This is a genomic window from Snodgrassella sp. CFCC 13594, from assembly GCF_001590725.1.
Taxonomy (GTDB): Bacteria; Pseudomonadota; Gammaproteobacteria; order Burkholderiales; family Neisseriaceae; genus Snodgrassella.
Genome location: NZ_LQXR01000036.1, coordinates 1 through 5,057, shown reverse-complemented (window position 1 = coordinate 5,057; position 5,057 = coordinate 1). Strand labels below are relative to the sequence as shown.

Sequence of the window (5,057 nt, the reverse complement as noted above, 5' to 3'; positions counted from 1 at the left end):
CCCATCGTGATGCCTTGCCTGAAGCAATGCACTTTCCCTTGATGGTGAGTGCGGTGGTCAGTGGCATTTTGGCCATTGCACCATTCGTGTTGGTGATGGCAGCCACTTTTGCCCCTGAAAAACGCGAGCTTCATGGTTCAGCGCGATTTGCAAACAAAGTCGAAGTCTTGAAAACCGGACTACTGCAAAAAGAGTTTAACAAAACCGATTATCCGGATTTGCTCATTGGCAAATTCGGAAAAGACTATCTGCGTTGGGCAAGCAATACATTCTTGTATTTGGCTGCACCGACGCGCTCAGGCAAAGGCGTTGGCATTGTGATACCCAACTGCCTGCATTATCGTGGCAGCATGGTGGTATATGACCCCAAGCTGGAAAATTTTCTCATCACCGGTGGCTTTCGCCAGGACAAGCTGAAACAGAAAGTCTTTTTGTTTAACCCTGCAGGGCAAATGCCTGAACACGCCATCAACCCCAATGCGCCGGTGGTGTCACATCGTTGGAACCCAATGACGTACATCCGCCGTGATCCACGCTACATGTACAAAGACATCATGAAAATGGCGGATATTTTGATTCCTAAACCGAGTAAGGATACGGGATCAGCGACGTTCTTTGCCGAGTCGGCACAGAAGCTGTTTACCGGCCTGGTTTTGTACATGCTGGAAACAGAGCAGGAACGTGATTTGGATGATTCAAAACAAAAAAGCACGTTGGCCAATTTGTTCCGCATGACTGCGCCACCTAATGGCATGACTTTGACTGAGTGGATTAAAGAGGAGATTGAGCTGCGTGACCAACAGCCTCATACCCAGTTAAGCAGCAACTGCAAAACCTTGCTGTATGGTTTTGCCAATGGTAATGCCAAAACCGGTGCTGATATTTTGGCGACGCTAACGGCACCGTTGGGTGTATTTCTTGACCCTGTAGTAGAGGCAGCCACCAGCGGTGATGACTTTATGTTGACGGACGTGCGCCGACAGCGCATGACGATTTACATCGGTATCATCCCCACGGATACTGGGCCATTCTCTCGCCTCACTAATTTGTTCTTCAGCCAATTAGTGAGCCTTAACGTACAGCAGGGCCTACCAGAAAACAATCCGGCAATAAAATATCAATGCACATTGCTAATGGATGAGTTCACTGCTTTAGGCGTGATTCCTGCGATTCAGCATGGGGTATCGTACATCGCCGGTTATGGCCTTCGCTTGCTCATCATTATTCAGTCACCATCGCAAGTGACAGACTTATATGGCCGTGATGCGACACGCACATTCTTCACCAACTTCGACTGCCATGTGGTGTTTACACCGGCCGATGATGCTGATGCTGAGGAATACAGCAAAATGATTGGCTATGAAACCTTCAAAGCCAAATCACTTTCGCGTTCTTCAGGAAGGGGCGGCAGCCGCAGTCAAAACCAATCAGACCAGCGCCGGGCAGTGATGCTGCCGCAGGAGTTGAAGCTGATGCCCAGCTCAGAGTGCATCATCAGTATGGCCAAAAATCGGCCGATCAAAGCCCAAAAGATTATCTACTGGCAAGATCCTGCCTTCATCGAGCGCGCCAATCTTCCTTGCCCAATTGTGCCGGCATTGCAAGTGAATGCAGCCAAGCGTTTGATTGGCGCCACGGCTGTGGTTCAATACATGCCCGATGAAGTGATGGCCACTGCTGATGCTCGTGACGTAACCAATGCTGCGGATGTGTTCAATACGTTACTGAAGAACTTGATTACACCGGACTGCCCACCTGAGTACATAGAAAAAATGAGCCAGTGCGTACAAGAGAGCCTCGGCATCAACGCGATGCCAATTTTTAAAGCTGTCTTGAGCAATACCTAACCGATTGCGATAACCCTTGCCGGCTATGTGCCGGTTTTTTGGAGAGTGTATTTAATGCATTTCTTCAACCAGTTCTGGATGTTTATCCAGCAATTGCAGCAAAACATTGGCAGCCCCACTGGGCTTGCGTTGCCCCTGTTCCCATGACTTAAGGGTATTGACCGAAATACCCAACTTACGGGCAAACTTGTTTTGTGAAAGACCCATACGCAAGCGTAACTCGGCTACAGGCAGTAACGGTGTTGTGGTTGTTCTGGCGAATTTTCCTGCTTTGGCCTGTTCAAGTGAGCGCACCAAAGAATCACGAATAGACAAGGCATCGGGATCATCAGCCAATACTGCATTCTTGTGATTTAAATTCATCAGTCTCTGCAACCGTTAGCATATTAGGATACTTAGCATTTTATAATACATTGCATTATATTTTAGTGGTATCAAATATCAAGTTAATTTTCTATTTACCCTGCCGGCCATGCGCCGGCATTTTTATTTGTGAGGACATCATGAGTGATATAGATGACATCCGTTTTGCCCTGAGCTATGTCGATCCACAAGAGCGCGACATGTGGGTCAAAATGGGTGCTGCCTTAAAAGACGAGCTAGGCAATGATGGTTTCGATGTTTGGGATCAATGGTCACAACAAAGCAGTAATTACCAACCACGCGACACCAAAGATGTTTGGAAAAGTCTGAAACCAGGCAATGTGCGTATCGGCTCGTTGTTTTATGAAGCCAGGCAAGGAGGGTACAAACCCAATAAACCCTACACTCCGCCATCTACTGAGGAGTTGGCCAAAAGGGAACGTGAGGCACAGAAACGGCAGCAAGCTGAGGCTGTGGCCACACAGAAGGCTCAGGAAAAGGCCCAGCGCACCGCTAATACTATTTGGCGTAACAACGGGCCAGCTTCTGCGCAACACCCTTATTTAGTGGCTAAAGGCATCACTGACCCCTATATCGTGGGTCAGTTGAAACAAAGTCACTACAAGGGCCATGAGAACTTATTGGTACCGGTGATGCAGGACAAAGAAATTGTATCCATGCAATTCATTGATGAAACCGGAGCCAAGCGGTTCTTGTCAGGAGGCAAAGCTCAGGGCAGTTACACATTCATCGGCGACACCAAACGCATTGCTGAAGGCGTTGTGCTGGCCGAGGGTGTCGCCACCGCAGCCAGTATTTATCAGGCAACAGGGATGCCCGTGGTGGTTGCATTCAATGCCGGCAACTTGCCTGCCGTCGCCCAGAAGATGGTACAAACCTTGCCAGCCGCCACACCAGTGGTGATTGCAGCTGATAATGACGCCAGCCAAACCGGCATTACCAAAGCCCGTGAAGCCGCAGAAATTTTTGGTGATCGGGCCCGTGTCACCATGCCGGTGTTTACCGACGAGCAGCAAGCCCGGTACCAGCAATCACATGGGCCTGATGCACTGCCCTCTGATTTTAATGACCTGCATGCGTTAGCAGGCATTGATGCTGTACGCCATGTGTTGCAATCTGAAATGATCAGGCAGCCTGAACCAGAAGCTGAATGGCCAAAACTGGAGCGATCTGACTGGGGCGATTTTCCACCGGTGATTCGCAATGGAAACATGGGTGAGTTAAAAAATGAACCCAAGTATGTTGCTGCCAAAGGTGGTGATCCCCAAGCAGCTATTGAATTGGTGCAGAAATTAATCAAACCACAATTGGTGCAACAAATCCGCGATATGGCCGACGGAGAAAAGCCATATTTGATACCTATGTTGGCGGAAGAAGCTGCTGGGCGCAATATGATTCCTTTGGCGATGGCCAAAGCACTAAGTGCTGAGTTAGGGTTTCCTGTTGATTACAATATTCAGCAAGCAAACAAAGTAAGTCGAACAGGCGCAGGCATATACCACCGAATCGCTTTCCAGCCTACCTTTACAGGTGATGTTGAACAGGGTCAGAAATACATCATCATTGACGATTCTCTGTCTGTTGGTGGAACAATCGCATCTTTAAAAGGTTTCATTGAAAATCGTGGTGGCCAAGTAATGGGTTCTGCGGTGATGACGGCACACGAGTCTGCATTGAATATTGTTATTCAATCAGATAGGATAGAAGCCATACGCCAGAAACATGGCGATGGGATGGACAACTTATTTAAACAGGAGTTTGGTTATGGCGTTGATAGACTCACCCAAGGTGAATCAGGACACATCCGCAAAGCCGCGAGTGTTGACTTCGTCCGAGATCGAATCATTGAAGCAAGAAATGTTGCAAGCATCAATAATTATGGAGCAACACTACACAAAGCAATTCCGGTTCAGCGAGAACAACCCGAAGTAAATCCCATGTCAGAAGCCACCAATAAGGTGGCTTCAGTTCTTTCTGAACCACCTACGCAACCAACATCATCACCGACCGCCGAACAGGCGGTTTTTTTACGTTCACAGGAAACGAATATGGCACAGTCACCTGAGCAAACCAACAGCATTGAACTGGATGACCAACGGCAACAAACCATGCCCGCGCAAGGGTCGAAACAACCTGGGCCAGCCGACTCAGTGCCATCAGAAAAGGGCACTTCTACAGCCAAACCAGTGGCGGATGAACCGACTCCTAGTTGGCAACAGGCCAGTGATAGTGCCGACAAAAATCCTTCTGCTGATGCAAAGGTGGATTCGGCAGATCAAGCCAAGCCGGCCAAACCGATTACCGATCTTCAGTACAAAGCGCCTCCGGAGCATTTGGCCAGTCGTTACATAGTGGCTAACGGCCAGTACTTATCAGCCAACAATGGCACCACTGTATTGTTTGAAGACCAGGGTAAAAAAATCAGTACCGCAAAAACTGATGCCCAAACCGTCAATGACATGCTGGAAGTGGCCAAAGCCAAAGGCTGGGATAGCATTAAGTTGTCCGGTACCAAAGAATTTAAAGCCATGATGTATGTGGCGGCTGAAAGCCAAGGTATCCGCACCCGTGGTTATGCACCTACCGCCGCTGATCTGGCTTTGGTTGAGCGGATTCGCTCTGAAAACAGCCTCAACAGCATTGAGCCTGCCATGCCACGACCAGAGCAAAAGCGTACGCCTGAGGTTGATACGGCAACCTTAGCAGCATCTCCGACATCGCCTGCAAACAATGCGCCCGCTGCCGTTGCCGGTGAGCGCATCGTGGCCCACGGTGCAGCACCATACCAGCATGACAGTAAGAATCAGGACAGTTATTACCTCACTT

At 49.0% G+C, this 5,057-nt stretch carries 3 protein-coding genes; 2 read left to right on the top strand and 1 reads right to left on the bottom strand.

The window, feature by feature from the left end:
* A partial coding sequence (locus A2F46_RS11330; protein ID WP_082783685.1) for a type IV secretory system conjugative DNA transfer family protein occupies positions 1-1,847 on the top strand: 1,847 nt, incomplete at its 5' end.
* 51 nt (positions 1,848-1,898) lie between these two features.
* Here the strand turns inward: A2F46_RS11330 and A2F46_RS11325 are convergent.
* Positions 1,899-2,210: a DNA-binding transcriptional regulator gene (locus A2F46_RS11325; RefSeq protein ID WP_082783684.1), complete on the bottom strand. Its 312-nt coding sequence runs from the start codon at positions 2,208-2,210 to the stop codon at positions 1,899-1,901.
* Between the two features lie 140 nt (positions 2,211-2,350).
* Between A2F46_RS11325 and A2F46_RS11320 the strand changes: the two genes are divergently transcribed.
* Positions 2,351-5,057, top strand: a 2,707-nt coding sequence (locus A2F46_RS11320; RefSeq protein ID WP_156471637.1) for an LPD7 domain-containing protein, incomplete at its 3' end; no start/stop codon positions are given.

Excerpts from the sequence above, each read along its gene's own strand:
- A2F46_RS11325 (WP_082783684.1), bottom strand. The coding sequence starts at position 2,210 with ATGAATTTAAATCACAAGAATGCAGTATTGGCTGATGATCCCGATGCC.